A 19016-nucleotide genomic window follows, 5' to 3' on the forward strand; every position below is an offset into this window, starting at 1 on the left:
GACCTCCTTAGGCAAATATTCGATTCAATCGTATTTTAGCATAAACCGAAACGTCTGTCAAGGCTGTTATACGATATAATCGTATTTTTGCATAAATAACAGAAAATATGATATAATCCCCTTGAAGGAGGTGGTGTATATGATTGTGTACAGATGAGCTTTGGAATCAAATAAATTTAAGGAGGTAAAACAACATGATTTCCAAAGAGCAATACACAGCAATCCGGCAGCTGAAGGCAGAAGGCTTTACCGGAACAGGGATCGCGCAAAAGCTGAATCTTTCTGCGGTCAGCGTCCGTAAATGGTGGAACACAGACGAGAAAACCTTTGACCAGCTCATCCGCGGCAATACCCCCTACATGGATCAATATCGGGAGTTCATCCTGAGTATTCTGCGCGTCTGCCCGCAAATTCGAGAGACGAATCTGCTATACCGTCTTAAAGAGGAATTTCCGGATTTTCACTGCAACAAGCGGACCTTTTACCGCTATATGAAGCAGCTGCGGGAGCAAACGGGCTTCCTGCAATTTACCGGCAGAGTCACTTCCCCGCGAGAGGAATCGCCACCGGGGTATGAGGCCCAAGTGGACTTCGGGCAATACCGCATGAAAGATATCTACGGGCAGCCGGTGCGGGTGTACTTCTTCTGCATGGTGTTGGCCTATAGTAGGATGCACTTCCTGTATTTCAGCCGGGAGCCCTTTACCACGGAAACAGCCATTCGAGCCCACGAATACGCGTTTCAGTATTTCGGCGGCAGGCCATGCATGATTATGTACGATCAGGATCGGGCGTTTGTGGGAAGCGAGAATTTCGGCAACATTCTGCTGGTGCCGAAGTTTGAGAACTTTGTCCGAAGTACAGGCTTCAGCGTCCGCCTGTGCAGACCCCACGATCCTCAGTCCAAGGGCAAGGTTGAAACTTTCGTCCGCTACGTCAAGGAGAGCTTCCTGCAGGGCAGAATCTTCGCTGGCATCGATTCCCTGAACAGTGCCGCTCTGCGATGGCTGGATACGGAGGCCAACGGAACGACCAATCTGCGCACACGAAAACCGCCACGGGAATTGTTCCGAGAGGAAATTCGGCATCTGGAGCCGGTGAACGCACCCCACGTAGATGACACTCTTATCCGTAGCGTATCAGACAAGTACACCGTTGCCGTAGATTGGAGCGTGTACGAACTGCCTCGGAGCAAGGGGAAGCAGTACGACCAAATTCGCGTGGAGGAAGAAAACGGCGTGCTGCTATTCTACATGGCCGCTACCGGCACACTGCTCCACAAATGCCCCAAGAAAGAAGACTGCGGCGTGACAGCCTATCACGGTGACGAGACAAAACGGGATTTTGTGAAATCCAACGAAATCCGATACATATTCGAAGCTTGCGACGCGTTGGAGCCTTTTCTCGAGAAACTGACCGAGCTTGAGCCGCGGTACAAGAACATTCAATGCGGCAGAATCATCGCTCTGTCCAATATGTACTCCGTTGAGCAGGTGGCGGAAGCCATGGAGTATTGCCTCAAGGTTGGCATTTGCAGTTCTCAGGAGGTTACGGCCTTCCTCATCTTCCGATACGGAGATGAATTTGCTAAGAAGCACCTATCGAAAAACGCATACTACCGCAACCGGAATAGAGCCTATGAGATTAGGAGGGAGCAAGATGGCAGGTATTACTGAACTGCAAGAACTGGCACGCAAACTTAGCCTCGCTAATATTGCTGGTGGCGTAGTCAACCTACAAAAAGAATCTCTGTCGAATCTGGACTATCTGAAATATATACTAGAATCAGAATTGGCAGAACGAGAGAAAAGTGCTATCGCAAAGCGCCGCAAGGAAAGTCACCTGCCGAGAAAGGCCTTTTCCATAGAGACCCTGAACAAGGGCATTGCGTGGCACATCCAGCAGTTAGAGAACCTAGCTTGGATCGAAAAGGCTGAGGACCTGATTCTGCTTGGCCGCTGCGATACAGGCAAAACGTCTCTGGCAGTGCATCTGGGAGAACTGACACTGGAAGCCGGCCATCGGGTGTATTACTGCAACGTCGATGAGTTCCTGGACATCATCCGAAACAAAGATCACGTAGAGCGCTGCAGCCGTAAATTCAAATATATGCTGAGCGCAGACCTGATCATACTGGACGAGATTATGTACGTCGCCCTATCCGATCAGGACCTACCGCTGTTTTATCGGGCGGTGAACTTCCTCAAGGAAGAAAGAAGCATGATTTACATTACCAACCGTGAGCTTTCCGACTGGTCGCTGACCGTCACGGATCGGCACCTAATGCAGACGCTTACGGAGAAGCTAACTAACAACAGTCAGCTTGTACGGCTGACCTAATGTCCACGGAGCAAAACCGTGGCCGTTTGCCATTAAAAAGTAAAACCGAAAAACTTGAAAATAACCGACAAATGTTGGAGGAAATATAAATACCGGTTTCCCACACCTCTTATTTTTTGCCACGAAAAGATTGATAGTCTCTCTTTTTTGTCAAAAATTCGCCTAACCGGAGGGGGAGGTCAAATCTCTGGGGGTATTTACCCCGAGACGGGCGTGGGGTCACGCGCGAAAAATCGGGAAATCAAGAAGTGGGGTTGTACGAATCGGATATCAAATGGCAGAGCGGTCTGCGACAGTCACCATGTGAAAGAAGATATACTGCAGCGCACTTACCTCGCAGCGATCAGCGATATGATCGAGGATGCCGAGGATATCATGGAAGCGGTGCGTGAAAGCGCAGGGCTGGTCATGCAACCCGAAAACGCAGATGCCATGAATCGCATCGAGCAGGAGATCATCGAGGTACAGGAAGCCGTCCTCGCCCTGCATAAGGCAAAGCAGAGCTTCAGCGTCAGCGCAACGGACTATGCAACACATATACAGGCATACAGCCAGCGAATGCAGGAGCTGGAAGCCCAGCAGGAAGAACAGAAATCCGTAGCAACACGGTATGCAGAGGTCAAGGCCTGGCTGGACGCATTCGAGCAGCACATCAAAGACGGCAGTATCATGAGTGCAGATGACAGCACCATTCTCAAGCAACTGATGGAACAGATCATCGTCAGTGACAGCGGCATAGAGATACAGTTCAAATGCGGTGTCAGCATCGAAAAGGACTACGAATAAAGCAGAAAGCCCTCGGCAGTGGTCACAGAACCACCGTCGAGGGTACTTTTTCGTTTCGTTGAAAAATTCACATTTATATGCTATGATAAGAAACCCGGAAGGTCAACGAGGAATAATCGAAAAAGAAACTGGATGAGATTCGAGCCTTCGGAAAAAATCTATGAGTTACGGCGAGGGTGTAAGGTTGGAAATTAACGAAGTCAAAGAAAACAAAAAGCAATATCTGCCTCTCCTGCTCCTTGCCGACGAGCAGGAGGATATGATCGACCGGTATCTTGACCGGGGAACGATGTATGTTCTGATAGAGGATGGTGTGAAATGTGAGTGCGTTGTCACCGACGAGGGCGGCGGCATTCTGGAGATCAAGAGCCTCGCAACGGAGCCTGCCCATCAGGGTAAGGGCTACGGCAAAGCTATGATAAATTACATTGCTGAACTCTATTGTGATCGTTATTCCATTCTTCAGGTCGGCACCGGCGACAGTCCTTTGACTGTCCCGTTTTACGAAAAGTGCGGCTTTGTCCGTTCCCACAGCATCAAAAACTTTTTCATGGGCAACTATGATCATCCGATCTTCGAGTGCGGTGTGCAGTTGGTCGATATGGTGTATCTGCAAAAGAAACTATAAATGCGAACGATAGTCGAGGGATAATGACATGATAGAGAAAAGAGAAGAAACAATTCGCAAATGGTTCCATATGTGGCTTACGAAAAACAGTTCGGTCATTAACGAAATTTTTGCTGATAGCGCAGTCTATACCGAAAGCTGGGGGCCTGAATATCACGGCGCAGAGAAAATCAAGCTGTGGTTTGACGAATGGAATACGCGGGGTTCCGTTATGCAATGGGATATTCATCAATTCTTCCACAAAGAAAATCAGACCGTCGTGCAATGGTATTTCAGATATCAGATGTGCGGCGAAGAAGCAAATGCTTTTGATGGAATGTCACTAATCACATGGGATTCCGATGGGCGGATCATATCCTTGCAGGAATTCGGATGCAATGCGCATCGTTATGATCCCTATGCCAGTGGGTCGCAGCCGCAGTTTGAAGCTACGGAAACGCTATGGTTTTAATTCTTTTGAAGGCAAAAACAAAAGGGGAGCAGACTGCTGCGTAGTGAAATTTCAATATCAGATGAACGGATAAAATTGATAACACATCACTTATCGAATTGTTACAGGTGTACTTTTGGTCGTTCTTACCCCTGTTTGTTGACCCTTTGGTCGCTCTCTCGCAGTCAAAAGCCTCGACACGTCGTTTGTGTTCGAGGCTTTTGTTTATGCCCTATTAGCGGAAGGCTGCCGCGCTTCAAACGCACTCCTCGTCTTGTGGAGTGCATTTTTTGACCTGAATTATAAATCCCCTCGAATCTTTTGATTCGAGGGGATTTACTTTTGGCAATCATTCCAAACTAAACTACATCAAAACGGTAAATTGTTTCAGAGGAATACCGTTCTCCGGGCAGCAGATACTTGCCGGGAAAAGAGGTATGATGGACAAAATCAGTCGCATACTGCGTCTCAAAACAAACTGCATTATGGATGCGGTCCGGCACGCCGTCATTTAGGATTAGAGCCTCTTCCGGGAAATTTGAGGTGTAAAACTGCAGCGCGGGAAGATCGGTATATACCCGAATCCGCCGGCCTGTATAAGGGGAATAGGCAGATGCCGCCTGCCTCATTCCGCTCCCGGACAGCAAAAAGGTGTGGTCATACCCTCTGGTGTTCTGCAATGTGGAATCTCCGATGTGTTCCAAGGTTCTAGGCTTTCTGAAATCGAAGATGGAGCCATCGACTGACATCATGGCGCCGGTCGGGAGAGCCTGTTGTGATAATTCCAGATACCGCTCTGCTTCGATTTGAACCAAGTAGTCCGTAACCTCCCGGTTAAAATCGGCATCCAGGTTAAAATAAGAATGATTGGTAAAGCTGACTGGGGTTTTTTGGTCGGATACCGCTTCATATCGGATATGGAGCGCTCCGTTCCCAGGCAGGGAATAGATGACTTTTACATCGAGATTGCCGGGATATCCGTCCAGCCCGCCGGGGAACCGATGGGAAAATACAATCCGATGATCAGACTGTTCAAGAACATCCCAAACTATATTGGAAAAGCTCTGGATTCCGCCATGAAGATGATGGGGAGAGTCGTTTTTCGTAAGCCGGCAGACTGCCCCGTCCATCTCAAACTGTGCATTGCTGATTACATTGGCGATTCTTCCGACAGCAGCGCCTGCGTACTTGGCATCCCTTTCATACAGGGGAAACTGGTCATATCCCAGCACAATATTTTTGGAAAAGCCATTACGGTCTGGCGTTGACAGCCGGAGAATCCGGCATCCGTAGTTACAGACCGTGACAGATATACCGTCTGTGTCTGACAGCAAAAAGCTATAGACCGGAAAACCGGAGTTTGTTTTACCAAATAGCTGCTGTCTCATCATAATACCCGTTCCAATCTCAGCTTTGCTTCCAGCAGGGGCTGCTTCATCAGGTCAAAGTTAAAATCCTTGCGGATGATTGGAACAGAAAGGCTTAGGCCAAGGTAAACGCTGCCGGAATGCTCCTTAACCGGTACAGCAATGCACTGTACCCCAAGCGTAGATTCCTCCTGCTCATAGGAAAATCCGGTTTGACGAGTTTCGTTTAGCTGCTGGAGCAGAATATCGACATCGTCAATGGTTTTCGCGGTGATTTTTCGCATTCCGCCGGAGTACATCTCCCGGATTTCTTCATCTGTCTTTCCGGAAAGAAGCGCCTTGCCCAATGCGGTAGCATGGGCGGGAATCCGTTTTCCCACGCTGGATGACATCCGTACTACATGTGAACAGTCGCATTTGCTCAGATAAACGACGTCTGAGCCGTCTAGAACCGCGAGATGTGCTGTTTCATCTACGGCATCTACCAATTCCTTTAAGACATCGCGCGAATAGAGGGAAAAATCATTATTTTCGACAAACTTTGAACCGATTTCAAACGGCTTCATTCCGATGATAAAACGGTTGTTGGTTGATTTCTTGACATATCCCATGTTTACAAAGGTCATCAGCAGGACATAGGCGCTGCTTTTGGCCATACTAAGCTGGGAACAGATATCGATCAGGGAAACGCCGTCCGGCTGATTCGCAATATATTCCAGCATCTGTAACGCTTTTTCCAGCATTCTGTGGTTTTTGACTTCCATGAGTTTTTGAGTCCCTTCTTCCATTAACTGCATATTCCATCCGGTATTACTTTTTATTATACTTGTAAACTTTAAAAAATCAACTGAGAAATATTTTTTCAGAGATTCCTACTGGTTTTTTGTAAAGGGGAAATCAGTTATTCGGCATATTGGACATAATTTTGTTGGGAATCAAGGCGAAAATATAAAAAACACTTGACATTCTAATGGGTAGGGATTATAATTGTCGCATAAGGTTCATAAAAAAATATTTAGTACATATATACGAACCTAATAGGAGGCGCAGATGCTATGAGATTTGCTTATACCGTATGTGTTGACAAGATTGTTTGGCGGGGAATTCCAACTCTGTGTGAAGAGCATTCGGAGGGAAAACGCCTGCATCGGATCTATCGGGAAACACCGGAGGAATTGTCCGGCGTTTTGTTAGAGCTGCATGAATTTGCCGACCGGGTTTCCGGCGCGGCAAAATGCTGCCTGAAAATTAAAAACACCTTAGACCGTCCGATCCGCATCAGCAAAGCAGATGTAGGAGTGGCAGTAGAGAATGGCGGGGCACAGCTTCATTACTTCTCTTCCAACTGGGGGCGTGAGTTTGATCCATTAAATATGCTTCTGACGGAAACCCACGCCATTCACGTTTTATCCGGAAGAAGCTCCAAGGGATTTGCCCCTTGGGTAGGTTTAGAATGTGCTGAGGGCTTTGTCAGTCTGAATATCGGCTGGTCCGGTAACTGGCAGGCTACTACCTATCGCCGCCTTTTTGGCGATCCGGCGTTGTTTGTCTGTATGGGAATTGGAAGCAATGATTTTTATATTGATATTCCTGCGCAGAAAGAATTTGAGGCGCCTGAGGTTTATATTTCTGCTGCGAAGGATAGTATGGAGGATGCCTGCTTCGGCACCCGCCAGTATTTTATCGATTATGTCAGCATCATCGACAAGGAAAAATGGGATTCTCTGCCGGTTTGCTATAATACCTGGTGGTGCTATGAGGATCAACTGCTCAATGAAGATAAATGTATCCAAAACGCAGTGATCGGAAAGGATTTAGGAATTACCAACTTCCTGCTGGATGCGGGCTGGTTTGGCAATAACGCGGACGGAATCAACTGGTATCAGAAACGCGGCGACTGGGATATTGAAAATCTTGACGATTTTCCGCATGGACTTCATTATCTTGGAGAAGCAATTAATAAAACCGGCGTGAAATTTGGGATTTGGTGTGAGATTGAAGCGGTTGGTGATCATGCAGAGCTCAACAAAGAGCATCCAGAATTCCTTGCAAAGCGGGACGGACAATCCCTGGGCTATGTCTGCATGGGGAACCCTGCGGTGGTCGATTGGGCGCTCGGCGTTATTGACAAGCTGGTTACCGAATATGGAGCGCACTGGATTAAATTTGATTTCAACCTGGATCCGAATTCGGGATGCAACTGCACCGATCATGGACATGGCGAAGGGGATGGGCTGTATGCCCACTATCAGGGCTATTACCGGTTCCTGGAAACTCTGCATCAGCGTTATCCGGACTTGATCTTGGAGAACTGCTGTTCCGGCGGGCTGAGAATGGACTTCGGTGTCCTGGCCAGAACACATTTCACCTTCCTCTCTGACCCGGACTATGTGGATAACCATTTCCAGGCCTTTTGGGGCGCGACCTCCTTTATTCATCCTGCTGGCTGCTATCATTTTACTCAATCGGAATCCTGCGGCGGCATCAACGGTGAAGAGGAGCCGCGTAATCCGATCACAGCAGATATGAGCCAGACTAAGTTCGATTTTTATATCCGCAGCGCCATGATGTCAACCTTTGGGCTGTCTTATGATTTTCCAAGCTGGCCAGACTGGTGCAAAGAACGCCTGAAAGAACACATTGATTTCTTCAAATCCATATCCAAGGATTATATTTTGTGCGGCAGCATGTACCGGCTGACCGGCCAGGCGCTGCGGTATGGCAAGGGAGACCGATTCCAGGCCTACCAATTTAATGCGAAGGATAACAGCGCGTATGTATTCCTTTATAAGCTGAAGGGCGCAGGCGGAGAACGCCGGATCTGCCTGAAGGGATTGGAACCTGACCGGCTTTATCATGTCCGTTATGTAGACCGCCGGGATGAATTTACCACGACCGGTGCGGAGCTAATGGAAAAAGGCGTTGTGCTCAGCGGCATGGAGGAAAGCTCGGAAATTATCGAAGTTCGGTAAGTTCTGAATCGCTAGAATTTGAGCAATATGAATATAAAAAGAGTTTAAAAAGTGTAAAAACTAGATTAAAAACTTGACTTTTGTATCAAAACGCGCTATAATGTGTTCATAAAAGAATATTTAGTTCATAAATAAGAACTTCAAAAGAGGGTGCACTATGAGATTTGCTTATACGGCATGCGTCGACCAGGCAACATGGAGCAGCATTCCAAAATTAAATTCAGAGTTGGATGACGGTACCCGGATTCACCGGATTTATACTGAGGATATGTCCCGGCATAGCGTTTCTGCGGAGCTGCATGAGCTGGCGGACAAGAAAACCGGTGTGGGGCAGTATTATTTGAAGCTTAGGAATCAAACAGACTGCCCGGTTCGGCTTAGCGGAGCGGATATCGGAGTCGTGGTGGAAGATAGCCCGGCAAGGCTTCATTATTATACTTCGTTTTGGGGTGATGAGTTTACGCCGATGGCTGCGGAGCTTTCAGATCCTTTCTTTATTGAGGTAATCTCGGGCAGAAGCAATAAGGGCTATGCGCCATGGCTGGGCCTTGAGTGTGAGAGCGGTTTTATCAGCATGAATATCGGCTGGTCTGGGAACTGGCAGGCCGCTGCTAAGCGGCAGGAATTGGATGGCCCGGGGCTGTTCGTCAAAATGGGAATCAGCAGCAGAGACTTTTACCTTGATCTTGCACCGGGAGAGGAATTTGTTACTCCTGAAGTTTACATATCGTTTTCCGGAGAAGGCTTGGAAGAAGCCTGTTACGGTATGCGGCAGTATTTCATGAAATATATCAGCCTCCTTGATAAGGAAAAGCTTGATACCCTGCCGGTATGCTATAATTCCTGGTGGCCGTTCCGGGATATTTTGATCAACGAAGGCCGATGCATCGACAATGCGAAAATTGCCAGTAGTCTTGGCATTCCGAATTTTATGCTGGACGCGGGCTGGTTCGGAAGCGGCCAGGCTTGGGAGCAGACTCGTGGAGACTGGGATATTGAGAATGTAGGCAAGTTCCCGCACGGGATCAAATACCTGGGCGAAGCAATTAACGGCGAGGGCATCAAATTTGGCATCTGGTGTGAAATCGAAGCAGTCGGCCCTGGAGCCGAGCTAAACCAAAAGCGGCCGGATCTGATTGCAGAGCGGAATGGGGAATCCTTAGGGTACGTTTGTATGGGGAATCCCGATACGGTAGATTGGGCGATCGGCGTTGTAGATAAACTAGTTACCGAATACGGCGCTCACTGGATCAAATTTGACTTTAACCTTGACCCGATGTCCGGATGCAACCGGACTGACCATGGACATGGCGCCGGAGACGGGCTGTACGCCCACTATCAGGGTTATTACCGGTTCTTAGAAATTATCCATCGGCGCTATCCGGAGCTGGTACTGGAAAACTGCAGTTCCGGCGGCTTAAGAATGGACTTTGGGATTTTAAGCAGGATGCATTTTACCTTCCTGTCCGACCCGGATTATGTTGACCAGCATCTTCAAACGTTCTGGGGAGCGACCTCCTTTATTCATCCAGTGGGATGTTATCATTTCCCACAGTCTCAGATGCTGGAGTGGGATAACGGGAAAGAAGAACCGCAGAATCCTATTTCCGAGCATATGAGCCAGACCCAGTTTGATTATTATATTAGATGTGGAATGGTGTCATCCGTTGGTCTCTCTTATGATTTAACAGCCTGGCCGGAATGGTGCAGGGAACGCCTGAAAGAGCATATTGAATTTTTCAAGTCTATCTCGAAAAAATATATGATGTGCGGCGGGATGTACCGCTTAACCAAGCAGCCTTTGCATCGGGGCGGAGGAGAACGCTGCCCGGCATTCCAATATATCGCTGAGGATGGAAGCGCATATGTTTTTGCCTTCAAGCTGAAAGGCGCGGCAGGAGAGGATCGTCAGATCTGCCTGAAAGGCCTGGTGCCGGAGCGCCTGTATCAAGTTCACTATATTGACCGCGGGGATACAGTTACCATGAGCGGGAAGGATTTAATGGAGAAGGGGGTGCGGATCAGCGGAGTAGAGGAAAGCTCAGAAGTAATCGAATTGAATTGAAAGTATACTTTTTCGTTCATAAGAAAAGGCATAGAAAACACCTCTTTTAGAACCTAAAAAGCTATGATTTTACTTAGAACGGAAAGGTATGACTAACAAGGTACAGAAAGGGAGAAAAAAAGAATGTTTAAAGCAAAACGTGTACTGGCATTAGCAGCAGCACTGATGATGTGCGGAATGACAGCAGCTTGTGGCAACAGCGGTACTACCGGAGACACAAGCGGCGGCAATGATGGAGAAAAAACCAAACTGGTATTCTGGAACGGCTCTTATAAAACCGTGGATGATACCGGAACCATTGCGACAGAGGATTTGATCTTTAATCAAACCATCAAAGAGTTTGAAGAGGCAAATAACTGTGAAATAGAAGTAGTTGACCAGACTGCTGATAACCTCTATACCCTTTTCCGGTCTTCCGGTGTTGCAAAGAATGGCCCGGATATCGCTTTCCTGTGGGCGGGTTCCTTTACAAATGATTACCGTGAATTCATTGAACCGCTGGATTCTTATTTCACAGACGAAGAATTGGCTGAGTTCCCGAACCTTGACCTCTGCCGCGCTGAATTTAAACCTGAAGGCGATTTGCTCGGTATTCCAACTGATGTCAGCACAGTAAACCTTTTCTATAATAAAGACGCATATGAACAAGCGGGCTTGCCGAGAGACGCTTACTTTGAAACAATTGATGAACTGAAGGATGCTTGTGCAAAGCTTTCCGCAGCGGGTATTACTCCGTTTGCGATGATCGATGGTAACGGCTATGCCTCTGCCTGGAACGTAGGCGCGACTGCTGCAACTCTGTATGGTCCGGAAGGCATCTTTGACCTGCTGCCGGGCAATGAAGACCTGACCGGTGAAAAATTCACCAAAGCAGTGACCGAATGGGTTGAATTTGGTAAAGAAATCGTTGAAAACGGTTGGGCAAATGAAGACTGGCTGACTACTACTGCGGAAGATGTCTTTATGCCGCTTTACACTGGTGAAGCCGCAATGCGTTTCGGCGGTTCTTGGGACTGCTGGAACCTGTATACAGAACTGGGAGACAGCGTTGGCACCATGCCAATCCCGAGCTATAACACCTCTGATGAATATTCTGGATATATTGTTGGCCAGATTGCAAACAACCTGGTTGTAACAAACTACTCCAAGAACAAAGAACTGGCTGTTGAATTTGTAAAAGCCTGCACCTCTGAGGACTTCTATCTGCAGCGTTACGAACAGGAAGGCCAGCTGCCGGGTAAAGTCGGTATCGATATGAGCTCTGTAGAGGATGTCAACCCGCTTCTGGCAGACTGCTATGCTCTGTTCTCTGAAAATAAAAACGTAATCGGGTTTGACTCTGTTACTTCTGCTGACGCAGGTGCTGAATTCTATCGTCAGGTACCGCAGATGATCGCTGGCAATATCAGCATCGAAGAGGGCCTGAAGCTGATCCAGGAAAAGAACGTTGCCGTTGGTGCAACTGAAACAGAAGAATAAGGATTTGGACACTGAGTAGGATGAATTTCATCCTACTCAGACTTGTTCCAACACCTATCCGGAAACGAAAGGAAGAATCATTATGGCTGAACCAGCTGCCAGTAAAGGAAGATATTACCGTATGAGACGGCGATGGGGAAAAATTTTTGTCGCTCCCGCAGTGGTTTTCCTTTTAGCATTTATGCTCATCCCTATTGTAAGCGTATTTGTATTGTCATTTACCTCCTGGGATGGGATGTCTACCATTGACTTTGTTGGTGCTTCAAACTTTACCAATATTTTTGCTGATAAAAACTTTTGGCAGGTTATCAAAAACAACTTTATCTTTATGTTCATCGGGACGCCGGTTTGGACGATTACACCGCTCGTTGTCGCCGCTTTGCTTTATTCGGGAATCAAAGGAGCCGGATTTTTTCGCTCTACATTCCTGTTCCCAACTGTATTGGCGACATCGGTACTCGGTATTGTATTTAAATCATTTTTCGGTTTAAATGGGCCGATGAACGCGCTGTTCAAATCCCTGGGACTGGATTTCCTGGCTATTAACTGGCTTGGGAGCGGCACCACTTCTATCCCGCTCATTATCATGATTATCAACTGGGCTGGCTTTGGCTCTGCTACTTTAATCTTCTTGGCAGGAATGTCCTCGATTGACCCGTCAGTCTATGAATCCGCACTATTGGACGGAGCCGGTTGGTGGACCCGCTTTTTCAAAATAACCCTGCCGATGATTTTTAATGTTACTATGTTTGTCATCATCCTGAATGTTATTGCTTCCTTTACTTCTTTGTTTAACTATGTCTTTACCATGACAAACGGCGGGCCTGGCTACGAGACGACGGTTATGGAATATCTGGTTTATCTGAAAGCCTTCCGTTCAAACCAGTTTGGCTACGCCTGCGCCCTGTCGGTAATTCTGTTTGTAGTTGTAATGGTGATCAGCACAGTGCTGCAATCCTTCAACAAACGCAGAGACTGGATGGATTAAGGGGGATAGAAGATGAAAACATATAGTTGGAAAGGCCTTATTGCCAAAATTTTGGTTTATTTGATCCTGATTGCGATTGTCATCACAATCTTCTATCCGTTTGTCTTTATGCTGCTGAACTCATTTAAGACAAAATCAGAATACTATACCAATATTTTCGGGTTGCCAAGAGCAATTCAGTTTGCAAATTACAAGATCGCGATGGAGCGGTTTGATATTTTCCGCCTGGGATGGCACTCCTTATTCGTAACGGTGAGCTCCATTCTGATCAACACCCTTGTTGCTACAATGGCTGCTTTTGGCTTGTCGAAGTTGCCGTTCAGAGGAAGCAAGACCATCCAGATGCTGATCCTTGGATGCATGATGATTCCAGGGCAGGTATTAATGGTACCGGTTTATTTGATTATGTCCCAGATCGGGCTGATCAATACCTTTGCTTCGGTTATTCTTTATTATGTAGCGACAGCAATTCCTTTTGCAGTGTTTATGCTGACAACACAGTGTGGAAATATTCCGAACGGTGTTTTGGAAGCGGCGGAAATTGACGGCGCTTCACCTCCGAAAATTTATGTTAATATCATTTTCCCGCTTCTCAAGCCTTCTGTTGTTACATTGGTTATTTTGAACTTCCTGACCTTCTGGAACGAACTGTTGTATGCAATGCTTTTTTTACAGACAGAGAGCACCAGAACGCTGACAGTAGAAATTACAACCTCGATCGGCCGGTATACCTCGAATATGCCGCTGCTGATGACCGGGCTGCTGATTAACTGCATCCCGACAATCCTGATCTTCGTTATCTTCCAGAAGCAGATTGCGAAAGGGGTTACTGCCGGCGCAATCAAGTAAAAAGGAGACTACCTATGAATGCAAGACAGCTGATATTAGATACTCTGCAGGGAAAAACAACAGGGCAGGTTCCGGTTACTGCACATGCATGGGGCTTATATAAGTTTCAGCTTGCCAATATTGTCCAGGGTTATGAGAACGAACATCTCGCCTGGGCAATGAGCGGCAGGGAACTTGCCGAGGTAGAACTGAATTTCTATGACCGTTTTCACCCGGATACCTTCCATCTGGGCAGAGGCGCAGGCCGGCTGCCTGTGGATGAACAACGCCAAAAGGCTGCGGAAGAGCTGATTCCTGAGGTTCGTAAGCTGGAAAGCAAGCAGGTGATTGACGAATATGTTTCGCTGGTCACCGTATCAGAGGAAGAAGCACTGAAAAGCGGTATCTATGACCAGGTGAAGGTGATTCGGGAACGATATGGCGAAGAGGTGTTTATCACCTTAAATGAAGGAAATCCCTTTGCCGATACGCTGGATCCGCATGGGGTGCTGGGCTTTGAAAACGGCTTGATTTCCATGATCGAAGAACCAGAAATGGTGGGGTATCTGCTGCATCGGCTGCACGAAAGCAGGCTGGAAACGCTGAAAGCGCTGAAAAAGTGCGGGGCGGATGCTTATATCGGCTCAGAAACCTATTGCTCTGCTGATATTATCTCTCCCGCGCTGTACAGCGAGGTAGTATTCCCTGCCCAGCAATATTTTTACCAGGGCCTGAAAAAGATGGGACTTTATGCGTTTTCCTATTTTCTGGGAGACCTCTTCCCGATGATGGAGGATATTAAGCAGCTCGGTTTGGATGCTCTGCTGGTAGAGCGGTATAACAAAGGGCTGGATATCAATATACACCGAGTGTATGAAGAAGCGGAGGGTGCTTTCACAGTATTCGGAAATCTCAATAGTGTAGATACGCTGCTGCATGGCTCAACAGACGATGTTATAAATGAAACCACACGAGAAATAGAACTCTGCAATCATGGGAAATTTATTATGAGCAACGACTGTCCGATCTGCTTTGATACGCCCGTGGAAAATATCCAGGCAATGATTGAGACAGCGAGAGGTTATCGATGAAACTGAGCATTTCAAATGAAGCGAAAGATCTGATAGCACAGAGAAAACAGGTCATGCGGGATTTGTGGAATGGGAAACCGGTCGATGCAATTCCCGTAGACATCCGCTATGAAGCAGACCGGATTGGTACTGTCCGTGCCGTTACCATGGATGGCGACAAACAGTTGGAAATGGCTATGCGCAATGTGCAGACAACGCTTGACCGCCTGCATCTGACCGATGCAATTCCGGCTATGCGCCCTGATGTCGGATGCTCCTGCATTGCGTCTGCATTCGGCGCAGAATATTATTGGGGCGCGAATGAAGATTCAACCCCGGGTATTAAAGATTGCCTGATTCCGGACATTGAGGACGGCATCGACATGCTGCCTGACCCGGAGGTTACTGACGGCTGGCTTGGAGAAGGCCTCAAGCGAATTGCACGTTTTGCTGAGGCAGGACAGGGAATTATTCCGATTTCATTGCTGGATACTGCCGGTGGAGTAAATGTCGCGGCAGACCTGCTGGGTACGACAGGACTGATGGAAGCCTTCTATATTGCGCCGGATGAAGTAAAGGCACTGTTAAATAAGATTCAGACCTTTCTCCTAAGGGTAGTGGACGCCAGTGTGAATGCGGCCGGCGGCGAAGAGCATATTACAACTACCGATTTTGTAGATCTGTGGTTCCCGGAGGGTCGGAAAGGGCATATCAGCGACGATATGTGCGCGATGTTCGGGCCACAGATATACGATGAGTTTTCCGCACCCTACCACAGCATGATTTATCAAAAATATGGCTGCGGCGGGTTGCATAACTGCGGGCCGAATCCTTGCGCAGAACGGTATGTAGCGCAGAAATTTTCCCCGCGCTGTATTGATCTTGCTTATGCGTACAGCAAAGACGATCTTCCGTTTTTAAAACAGGCATTCCGCCGCAAGGCATTTATCTACCTGTACTGGGACGGTATTGGCGATCCGGTGGAATGGTATCGCCAGGCGGTGGAGATCATGGACGGAGAGGTGTTGATCCTTCCTTCGTTCAGCTTTTCACCGAAGGAAGTAGACGCTGAGGAACTGTACCGGAAATTGAATGAGATTTCCCGGGAACAGGCTGCGCGCATGAAGTGGGGCTACCAGGATTAGCAATGTGTTGGAAAAGAGGCTGAGAAGATGTTGGAGCAAATCAAAAAGGCGCTGGAATGTAATGTCCGCGCCTATGAAACGATTAAGGGATTTGTACGGGCCGGCGTAACTGAGTTGGATGTACTGAAGGCTATTGAAGCGGCTTACCGGGAGCAGGCGGGAGAACCATTGCATTATATATATGATCTGGTGTCCGGAAAACGGAGCGCTGAAATCAGCGGCCCGGCTACCGAGAAGGTGATTGAAACAGGCGACTGCTTGATTGCCGATCTGCTGCCCCAATATCAGGGACGCTGGTGCGACACGACCCGTACCTTCTTTGTAGGCGAGCCTGAAAAAGAACTGCGAGAGGCTTATGCCGCGCTCTTAGAGGCGCTGCGCTGCGGAGAGGCCTGTCTAAAACCGGGCGTGGCCGGTGAGGAAATTTTCAGAGAGGTTGATTCTTGCCTGCGTTCTAAGGGCTATCAGGGCTTGGTACATCATGCCGGTCATGCGGTTGGTTTGACCGAGATGGACGACCCGGACTTTGTACTGGGATGTGATCAGTCGATCAGTGAAGGAATGGTAGTCACGCTGGAGCCGGGAATTTATCTGGAAAATAACGGAATCAGGATTGAAAACAATTACCTGATTACTGCGGATGGAGCGCAAAATCTCTTTCCATATCCGGAAGAGATGGAATACTTCATCATAGGAGGAAAGAAAAAATGAAAGCAGCCGTATGGACCGATTATAACAAAGTAGAACTGCAGGAAGTTCCTGTGCCGGAAATCAGTTCCACCGAAGCGCTGGTGAAGGTGCATTCGGCAGGTGTCTGTGCGACAGACCTGGAGGTAATTACAGGACGGTTCAGCTACGGAAGGCCGCCGCACATCCTCGGACATGAAATTGCCGGTGAAATTGTCGCGGTCGGCGCGGACGTCGAGGAAAGAAGGATTGGAGAACGGGTTGTCATTGAAACCTCAATCGGATGCGGAACCTGTCGTGAGTGTAAAAACGGAGACCGGCATCTCTGCAGTCAGATGGAAGAGATTGGGACAGCGCCTCATCAGGGCGGATATGCTCAATATGTCAAAGCGCCGGCGGATAATCTGGTTCTCATTCCTGATAACGTCAGCTATGACGAGGCCGGAATAGTAGAGAGCGTTGTTTGCCCGGTCGGCGGTTTGATGCGGCTTGGCGTTCGCTTTGGAGAAACGGTGCTAGTCTATGGGGTTGGCCCGGCTGGCATTGCATTTATCCAGGGTGCAAAAGCGATGGGAGCGGGTAAGGTCATCGCAGTGGCGAGAAACGACGAACGGCTGCAGCGCGCCAAAAAATTTGGCGCAGACCTGCTGATTAACTCCAAAAAGGAAGACGTCAGAGAAAAAGTAATGGAATTTACCGGTGGAAAAGGAGCCGGCTTGGTTTGCGAAGCAGCAGGCAGCGGCGCCACTACAAGATCTGCCTTTGAGTGTGTAAAACGGGCAGGCCGGATTATGTTATATGGAATTCCCAATAAGGACCAGGCAAATGAGTTCTCAAGCTTGGACATCATCATGAACCAGCTTGAGGTTTACGGTGTGCTGGGGAACCCGCATGTGTGGGAACCCCTGCTGACACTGGTTTCATCCGGCAGAATCAATCTGAAGGATATGGTTTACACTGCTCTGCCGTTGAGTGAGATTAACAAAGCGTTTGAACTGATGGAAGACCCGGTGAAAAAACCAATTAAGATTGTTGTTCATCCTTGGGAAGAATGAACGGGATGGGAGATAGAAGATGAAGATAACAGATGTAGAAGCGATCGTAGTAAAACAGCCAAGCGAAATTGAGATGATCGGGGACGGAAGCCAGGATACGGTTGTAATTCTGGTTCATACCGATGAAGGCATTACCGGAATCGGGGAAGTTGATTCCTCGCCTTATGCGGTAAAAACAGTGATTGATATGCCTGATTCTCATATGGTGTGCCGCGGCCTCAAGGAAGTGATTATCGGTGAAGATGCATTTGACGTTGAGAAAATCTGGCGGAAAATGTATGAAATGAGCCTTTATCATGGCAGGCGGAGCGTGGTGATCCATGCGATGAGCGGGATTGACATGGCAATCTGGGATGCAATCGGGAAAAAGCTTTCTCTTCCTGTGTCAAAATTGCTGGGAGGAACCTACCGCAATAAAATACAGGCGTATTGCAGCGTATTAATGCCGGAAACGGAAAAGGAAATCAACGAATTGGTAGAACGGCATATGCAAAAGGGCTACCGCGGCCTGAAGCTGGGCTGGGGCGCGCTGGGACAAAGCTTTGAAAAGGATATCCAGCTTGTGAAATGGGCCCGCAAGGCGTTGGGCGACGATAAATACCTGATGATCGATATCGGAATGAAGTGGACTGATGTCAAGGGTGCAATCAAAGCAGCCAAAGCGATGGAGGAATATGATGTCCATTGGATTGAGGAACCCTTCTCTCCGGATAACCTGGACGCCTATGCGCAGCTGGCGAAGAACACGACTGTACACATTTCCGGCGGCGAGGAAGTGGGAACTATGCATGAATTTCAGCAGCTTCTAGACCAGCGGTGCGTGGATATCATGCAGCCGGACTTAAGCCGCTGCGGCGGGATTTCTGTTGCACGAAAGCTGACCGACGCCTGTGACCTGCGCCAAATTACCATTATACCGCATGCATTTAAAACTCATATCCTAATGGCAGCCACACTCCAATATATTGCTTCGCTCCCCAATGCCTGGTACTTAGAATTCTGTGAACAGGATACCATCCTTCGCAAAGAGCTGACGAAGACAATGTTTGAAGTTGACTCGGAAGGCTTTGTGGAAATTCCGCAGGCACCGGGCTTTGGAATTGAGCTCAATATGGAAGCAATAGAGCGGTTTCGTGTTTGCTAAAGCTCCGTTTATATTGAGCCATCACGAGGAAG

17 protein-coding genes are annotated in these 19016 nt (G+C 48.0%); 15 read left to right on the forward strand and 2 right to left on the reverse strand.

The features are described 5' to 3' along the window. The first annotated feature begins 194 nt into the window (after nt 1-194). The 5 genes from istA to CZ360_RS06170 all read left to right on the forward strand — a co-directional run bounded on the left by istA (nt 195) and on the right by CZ360_RS06170 (nt 4205). Nucleotides 195-1676, forward strand: coding sequence for an IS21 family transposase (istA, locus tag CZ360_RS06150; RefSeq protein ID WP_077533290.1), 1482 nt, complete (start codon nt 195-197; stop codon nt 1674-1676). After that, entirely contained in the window at nt 1660-2340 is a 681-nt protein-coding gene (locus CZ360_RS06155) for an ATP-binding protein (RefSeq protein ID WP_077533291.1), read from the forward strand. The genes istA and CZ360_RS06155 overlap by 17 nt, the downstream gene beginning before the upstream one ends. 213 nt (nt 2341-2553) lie before the next feature. Beyond that, the gene (locus tag CZ360_RS06160) at nt 2554-3126 is read left to right on the forward strand and encodes a zinc ribbon domain-containing protein (RefSeq protein WP_077533292.1); all 573 of its coding nucleotides are present in this window, start codon (nt 2554-2556) and stop codon (nt 3124-3126) included. A 184-nt stretch (nt 3127-3310) separates the two neighbouring features. Beyond that, nucleotides 3311-3754: a GNAT family N-acetyltransferase gene (locus CZ360_RS06165; RefSeq protein ID WP_077533293.1), complete on the forward strand. Its 444-nt coding sequence runs from the start codon at nt 3311-3313 to the stop codon at nt 3752-3754. 28 nt (nt 3755-3782) lie between these two features. Continuing rightward, nucleotides 3783-4205, forward strand: a complete 423-nt coding sequence (locus CZ360_RS06170; protein WP_456085451.1) for a nuclear transport factor 2 family protein — start codon at nt 3783-3785, stop codon at nt 4203-4205. 338 nt (nt 4206-4543) lie between these two features. Here the strand turns inward: CZ360_RS06170 and CZ360_RS06175 are convergent, their stop codons facing one another. After that, nucleotides 4544-5575, reverse strand: coding sequence for an aldose epimerase family protein (locus CZ360_RS06175; protein ID WP_077533294.1), 1032 nt, complete (start codon nt 5573-5575; stop codon nt 4544-4546). After that, nucleotides 5572-6315 (reverse strand): IclR family transcriptional regulator, encoded by a 744-nt coding sequence (locus CZ360_RS06180; RefSeq protein WP_159438138.1) that lies wholly within the window; start codon nt 6313-6315, stop codon nt 5572-5574. Before CZ360_RS06180 ends, CZ360_RS06175 begins: the two co-directional genes overlap by 4 nt. Before the next feature lie 291 nt (nt 6316-6606). Between CZ360_RS06180 and CZ360_RS06185 the strand changes: the two genes are divergently transcribed. From CZ360_RS06185 to CZ360_RS06230, 10 genes are all read left to right on the forward strand, one after another. Further along, on the forward strand, nt 6607-8523 hold the full coding sequence (locus tag CZ360_RS06185; RefSeq protein WP_077533296.1) for an alpha-galactosidase: 1917 nt from the start codon (nt 6607-6609) through the stop codon (nt 8521-8523). A 157-nt stretch (nt 8524-8680) separates the two neighbouring features. Beyond that, nucleotides 8681-10588: an alpha-galactosidase gene (locus CZ360_RS06190; protein WP_077533297.1), complete on the forward strand. Its 1908-nt coding sequence runs from the start codon at nt 8681-8683 to the stop codon at nt 10586-10588. Between the two features lie 123 nt (nt 10589-10711). Further along, the gene (locus CZ360_RS06195) at nt 10712-12067 is read left to right on the forward strand and encodes an ABC transporter substrate-binding protein (protein ID WP_077533298.1); all 1356 of its coding nucleotides are present in this window, start codon (nt 10712-10714) and stop codon (nt 12065-12067) included. A gap of 82 nt (nt 12068-12149) precedes the next feature. Next, entirely contained in the window at nt 12150-13055 is a 906-nt protein-coding gene (locus CZ360_RS06200; RefSeq protein ID WP_077533299.1) for a carbohydrate ABC transporter permease, read from the forward strand. 12 nt (nt 13056-13067) lie between these two features. Then, on the forward strand, nt 13068-13904 hold the full coding sequence (locus tag CZ360_RS06205; protein ID WP_077533300.1) for a carbohydrate ABC transporter permease: 837 nt from the start codon (nt 13068-13070) through the stop codon (nt 13902-13904). Between the two features lie 14 nt (nt 13905-13918). Further along, nucleotides 13919-14974, forward strand: coding sequence for a uroporphyrinogen decarboxylase family protein (locus tag CZ360_RS06210; RefSeq protein WP_077533301.1), 1056 nt, complete (start codon nt 13919-13921; stop codon nt 14972-14974). Beyond that, a complete protein-coding gene (locus tag CZ360_RS06215) occupies nt 14971-16098 on the forward strand; it encodes a uroporphyrinogen decarboxylase/cobalamine-independent methonine synthase family protein (RefSeq protein ID WP_077533302.1) in 1128 nt (375 codons plus the stop codon). The genes CZ360_RS06210 and CZ360_RS06215 overlap by 4 nt, the downstream gene beginning before the upstream one ends. A 27-nt stretch (nt 16099-16125) precedes the next feature. After that, nucleotides 16126-16809, forward strand: a complete 684-nt coding sequence (locus CZ360_RS06220) for a M24 family metallopeptidase (protein ID WP_077533303.1) — start codon at nt 16126-16128, stop codon at nt 16807-16809. Next, nucleotides 16806-17840, forward strand: a complete 1035-nt coding sequence (locus CZ360_RS06225) for a zinc-dependent alcohol dehydrogenase (RefSeq protein ID WP_077533304.1) — start codon at nt 16806-16808, stop codon at nt 17838-17840. Before CZ360_RS06220 ends, CZ360_RS06225 begins: the two co-directional genes overlap by 4 nt. 19 nt (nt 17841-17859) lie before the next feature. Then, nucleotides 17860-18984, forward strand: coding sequence for a mandelate racemase/muconate lactonizing enzyme family protein (locus tag CZ360_RS06230; RefSeq protein ID WP_077533305.1), 1125 nt, complete (start codon nt 17860-17862; stop codon nt 18982-18984). Nucleotides 18985-19016: the final 32 nt, after the last annotated feature.

Origin of the sequence: Massiliimalia massiliensis, assembly GCF_900155615.1 — a bacterium.
In the GTDB taxonomy this organism is placed as follows: Bacteria; Bacillota; Clostridia; order Oscillospirales; family Ruminococcaceae; genus Massiliimalia; species Massiliimalia massiliensis.

Coding starts and splice junctions, on each gene's coding strand:
- CZ360_RS06200 (WP_077533299.1), top strand. CDS start 12,150: ATGGCTGAACCAGCTGCCAGTAAAGGAAGATATTACCGTATGAGACGG.
- CZ360_RS06185 (WP_077533296.1), top strand. CDS start 6,607: ATGAGATTTGCTTATACCGTATGTGTTGACAAGATTGTTTGGCGGGGA.
- CZ360_RS06180 (WP_159438138.1), bottom strand. CDS start 6,315: ATGGAAGTCAAAAACCACAGAATGCTGGAAAAAGCGTTACAGATGCTG.
- CZ360_RS06170 (WP_456085451.1), top strand. CDS start 3,783: ATGATAGAGAAAAGAGAAGAAACAATTCGCAAATGGTTCCATATGTGG.
- CZ360_RS06205 (WP_077533300.1), top strand. CDS start 13,068: ATGAAAACATATAGTTGGAAAGGCCTTATTGCCAAAATTTTGGTTTAT.
- CZ360_RS06230 (WP_077533305.1), top strand. CDS start 17,860: ATGAAGATAACAGATGTAGAAGCGATCGTAGTAAAACAGCCAAGCGAA.
- CZ360_RS06195 (WP_077533298.1), top strand. CDS start 10,712: ATGTTTAAAGCAAAACGTGTACTGGCATTAGCAGCAGCACTGATGATG.
- CZ360_RS06225 (WP_077533304.1), top strand. CDS start 16,806: ATGAAAGCAGCCGTATGGACCGATTATAACAAAGTAGAACTGCAGGAA.
- CZ360_RS06190 (WP_077533297.1), top strand. CDS start 8,681: ATGAGATTTGCTTATACGGCATGCGTCGACCAGGCAACATGGAGCAGC.
- CZ360_RS06155 (WP_077533291.1), top strand. CDS start 1,660: ATGGCAGGTATTACTGAACTGCAAGAACTGGCACGCAAACTTAGCCTC.
- CZ360_RS06210 (WP_077533301.1), top strand. CDS start 13,919: ATGAATGCAAGACAGCTGATATTAGATACTCTGCAGGGAAAAACAACA.
- CZ360_RS06175 (WP_077533294.1), bottom strand. CDS start 5,575: ATGATGAGACAGCAGCTATTTGGTAAAACAAACTCCGGTTTTCCGGTC.
- istA (WP_077533290.1), top strand. CDS start 195: ATGATTTCCAAAGAGCAATACACAGCAATCCGGCAGCTGAAGGCAGAA.
- CZ360_RS06215 (WP_077533302.1), top strand. CDS start 14,971: ATGAAACTGAGCATTTCAAATGAAGCGAAAGATCTGATAGCACAGAGA.
- CZ360_RS06220 (WP_077533303.1), top strand. CDS start 16,126: ATGTTGGAGCAAATCAAAAAGGCGCTGGAATGTAATGTCCGCGCCTAT.